Genomic DNA, 4,168 nt, shown 5'->3' with positions numbered 1-4,168 from the left:
GGCCCCGCGCCGCGGGGCGCGGGCCGGGGCCCCGCCCCCGCGCCGGCCCCGGGCCGGGGCCCCCCGTGGCGGCGGGGCGGGGCGCGGCCGCGGGGGGGGCGCCCCCCCCCCGGGGGCACGCCGGAGCAGAGGCGGCCGGGGCGGAGGGGGCCGGGGAGCCGGAGGACGCGGGGGACGACGACGCGCCCTACTCCCCCGATCCCGGACCGGTCACGCAGGGACTCAGCGGCGGGGCGCTGCTGTCCTGGACCGTGCTGGTCGGGGTGCCCGTGCTGCTGGTGGTGCTCTCCCTCCTGCCCGGCTCCCTGCCGTGGTGGGCCATCGTGGGGGGCCTGGTCGCCGTGGTCGGGGCCATCGGCCACCTGCTGCGGTCCCTGCCCGACGACCGCGACGACCTGGACGACGGCGCCCGCGTCTGACGGGGTTTGCGTGAGCCAATTCACTAGACTGGAGCGGACGGCCCACCGACCCCGATCCGAGGAGAACCCCATGCGCCACGTCGCGACCGACGCCCTCGTGGACCCACCGGCCCACAGCCGCATCACCGACTTCCTGCTCATGCAGGCGGGCCAGGACGAGGATCCGCACCTGTACACCGTCCTGGGGCCGGAGGGGGCCGCCCGCGAGGTGCGCGCCCGGGAGTTCCTCGCCGCCGTGCAGGGTGTGGCCAAGGGTCTCGTGGCCGCGGGGATCGAGCCCGGGGACCGGGTGGGCATCCTCAGCCGGACGCGCTACGAGTGGACCCTCGCGGACCTCGCGATCTGGTACGCCGGCGCCGTGCCCGTCCCCGTCTACGACTCGTCCTCGGCGCAGCAGATCGCCTGGATCATGGGCGACTCCGACGCCAAGGCCGTGTTCGTCGAGACGCAGGCCCTCGAGGACTCCGTGCTCGCCGCCTCGCGGGAGACGCCGTTCCGCGCCGCGGAGAACGTCTGGCGCCTGGACGGCACCGGCACGGGCCTCGACGAGCTCGCGCGCGCCGGCGCGGACGTGCCGGACGAGGAGCTCGAGGCCCGCCGCACGTCGCGCGGGCTCGAGGACGTCGCCACGATCATCTACACCTCGGGGACCACCGGACCGCCCAAGGGGTGCGAGCTGACGCACGGGAACTTCGTGCGGCTGTGCGAGAACACGACCCTGGTCGTCGAGGACATCATCCACCCGGGCGCCCGGACGCTCCTGTTCCTGCCGCTGGCCCACGTCTTCGCCCGCTTCGTGGAGGTGATCGCCCTCTACTCCGGGACCGTCCTGGCCCACACCCCGGACGTGAAGAACCTGATGGCGGACCTCGGGGCCTTCCGGCCCACGTTCATCCTGGCCGTCCCGCGCGTGTTCGAGAAGATCTACCAGAGCGCCCGCCTCAAGGCCGAGAAGGCCGGCGGGGCGAAGTCCCTGATCTTCGAGCGCGCGGTGACCACGGCCGTCGCGTACTCGAAGGCCGGTCAGGACGGGCGGGTCCCGCCGCTCCTGCGCGCGCGCCACGCCCTCTACGACCGGCTCGTGTACTCGAAGCTGCGGGACGCGATGGGCGGGGAGGTCACGCACGCCGTCTCGGGCGGCGCCGCCCTCGGCACCCGGCTGGGCCACTTCTTCAACGGGATCGGCGTGTACGTCGTGGAGGGCTACGGGCTCACGGAGACCACGGCCCCGATCGCCGTCAACACCCCGGAGATCGGCAAGATCGGCACCGTGGGACTGCCGCTGCCGGGCAACGAGGTGCGGATCGGCGAGGACGGGGAGGTCCTGGTCCGGGGCACCCACGTCATGCGCGGCTACCACGGGCGGGAGGACCTCACCGCCGAGGCCTTCGAGGACGGGTGGTTCCGCACCGGCGACCTCGGCTCGCTCGACGAGGACGGCGCCCTCACCCTCACCGGCCGGAAGAAGGAGATCATCGTCACCGCCGGCGGCAAGAACGTGGTCCCCAACGTGCTGGAGGACCCCATCCGCGCCTCGGCCCTGGTCTCCCAGGTCATGGTGGTCGGGGACAACCGGCCGTTCGTGGCCGCCCTCGTGACCCTCGACCAGGACGTGCTCCCCGCCCGCCTGGAGCTGATGGGCCTGGACCCCGCGATGCCGGTGGCGGAGGCCGCCCGGCACCCGAAGGTCGTCGAGCACGTCCAGGACATCGTCACCCGGGCGAACCAGGCGGTCTCCCGCGCGGAGAGCATCCGGGCCTTCGAGATCCTCGACGTCGACTGGACGGAGGCCTCCGGGCACCTGACCCCGTCCATGAAGATCAAGCGGGCCAGGATCGCCCAGGACTTCGCGGACCGGATCGAGGAGATCTACTCGCGCCCCGCCCCCGATCCGGCCGCGGCTCCCGTCACCCCGGCGGAGCGGATCAAGGAGAAGCTCTCCCACGCGCACCTGCCGGGCCGCGGCTGACCCCGGGCCGGCCGGCGGCCGGTGGGATCACCGGCCGCCGACGAGGGCCCCCGGGGACAGCGGTGAGTGCTCGGGGACGTCGAGGCCCAGCAGGGCGTTCTCGACGACCTCGCTCAGGGCGGGGTGGATCCAGTACTGGCCGCGCGCCATCGTGTGCGCGTCGAGGCCGAAGGACATGGCCTGCACCAGCGGCTGGATGAGCAGGGAGGCCTCCTCCCCGATCAGGTGCGCGCCCAGGAGGCGACCGGTGCCCTTCTCCGCAATCAGCTTGCACAGCCCCGTGCGATCCTCCATGGCCCACCCGTAGGCCGTGGCCCCGTAGTCCTGCACCTTGACGGTGATCTCGCTGCCCTGCTCGACCGCCCACTGCTCGGCCTCCTGCTGCGTCATGCCGACGGAGGCGATCTGCGGGCTGGTGAACACGGCGGAGGGCACGAACCGGTGGTCGGTGGCCCGGAGGTCGCCGGGGTGCAGGAGGTTGTGCTGCACCGTGCGGGCCTCGGCGTTGGCCACGTGCTTGAGCTGGTAGGGCGAGCTGATGTCGCCCAGCGCCCACACGCCCTCGACGGGGCGGCCCCCGGAGAGGGCGCGCTGGTGCTCGTCGACGGCCAGCAGCCCGTCCGGCCGCACGTCCAGCCCGCCCGCCCGGGCGTCGAGCACGTCGGTGTTCGGCTGCCGGCCCGTGGCCACCAGCACCACGTCCGCGGGCAGGCGCATGACGAGCTCCGGGTCCTGCGGGTCGCGGAAGGTGACCATCACGGCGCACTCGTCGCCGTCCCACTCCTCGACCTCGCTCAGCGACCAGCCCGTCTCCAGCTTCCACTGCCGGGAGGCCTCGCGGGCGAACCGCTCGGCGATCTCCGGGTCGTGGTAGCGCAGGATCCGGTGCGAGCGGTTGACCTGGGTGACCCGCGCGCCGAGGCTGGAGAAGACGTGGGCGAACTCGGCGCCGATGTAGCCGCCGCCGACCACCACCACGCGGCGGGGCATCTCCTCGATGCGCATCACCGTGTCCGAGGTGTGCACCTGGGGCAGGTCGATCCCGGGGATCTCCGGCCGCACCGGGCGCGAGCCGGAGGCCACCACGATCTGGTCGGCCGTGAGGTCCTCCCCCGAGGCGGTGCGCAGGGTCCGCGGGGCGGTGAAGCGCACGTGCTCCTCGTAGACCGTCACGTACGGCAGCGTCCGGCGGTACTCGAGCCCGCCGTGGGAGATCGCGTCGATCCGCCCGAAGATCCGGTCCCGCATCTCCCGCCAGCGCACGCCGTCCACCGAGGCGTCGAGGCCGAGCCGGTCCGCCTCCTGGGCGCGGCGGGCCACGCTCGCCGGGTACGCGTACATCTTCGTCGGGATGCAGCCCACGTTGAGGCAGGTGCCGCCGAAGGTCCCGCCGTCGATGATGGCGACGTCCAGGCCCTCGTAGTCCTCGGTGAGGATCGAGTTGCCCGAGCCGGAGCCGATGATGATGAGGTCGAATTTCCGCATGCGGCCCATCCTATGCGCGGCCGCCGGGCGGCCCCCGCCGGCACCGCGGCCCTCCCGGGGGCCGTGGTGCCGGCGCGGGCGTGCCGGGTCAGCCGGCGGTGTCGAGCGCCAGCAGGAGGTCGCCGCCGGAGACCTGGGTGACGCCCTTGAGGGCCACCCGGGCGACCGTGCCGCCCGTGGGGGCGGTGATGGAGGCCTCCATCTTCATGGCCTCGATGGTGGCCACCTGGCCGCCCGCCTCCACGGTGTCGCCCTCGGCCACCGTCACGGTCACCGCCCCGGCGAACGGGGCGGC

The 4,168-nt window shown here is 73.9% G+C and carries 4 protein-coding genes; 2 read left to right on the top strand and 2 right to left on the bottom strand.

The window, feature by feature from the left end; translation table 11 throughout:
- Together ACP7CD_RS18340 and ACP7CD_RS18335 are read left to right on the top strand one after the other, a co-directional pair.
- The coding region (locus tag ACP7CD_RS18340) for a hypothetical protein (RefSeq protein ID WP_426120826.1) at window positions 1-419 on the top strand (419 nt) is incomplete at its 5' end.
- 70 nt (window positions 420-489) lie between these two features.
- The gene (locus ACP7CD_RS18335; protein ID WP_126346392.1) at window positions 490-2,388 is read left to right on the top strand and encodes an AMP-dependent synthetase/ligase; all 1,899 of its coding nucleotides are present in this window, start codon (window positions 490-492) and stop codon (window positions 2,386-2,388) included.
- 27 nt (window positions 2,389-2,415) lie between these two features.
- Here ACP7CD_RS18335 and ACP7CD_RS18330 read toward each other — a convergent pair whose 3' ends face one another.
- Window positions 2,416-3,873 carry a mycothione reductase gene (locus ACP7CD_RS18330; RefSeq protein ID WP_426120825.1) on the bottom strand — a complete coding sequence of 486 codons (1,458 nt, stop codon included), beginning with the start codon at window positions 3,871-3,873 and terminating at the stop codon, window positions 2,416-2,418.
- An 88-nt stretch (window positions 3,874-3,961) separates the two neighbouring features.
- Window positions 3,962-4,168 (bottom strand): biotin/lipoyl-containing protein (locus tag ACP7CD_RS18325; RefSeq protein ID WP_305067811.1); only part of this gene is annotated, 207 nt, incomplete at its 5' end.

Origin of the sequence: Kocuria sp. LHG3120 (assembly GCF_049897445.1) — a bacterium.
Taxonomy (GTDB): Bacteria; Actinomycetota; Actinomycetes; order Actinomycetales; family Micrococcaceae; genus Kocuria; species Kocuria rosea.
This window is presented reverse-complemented; position numbering and strand designations above follow the sequence as displayed.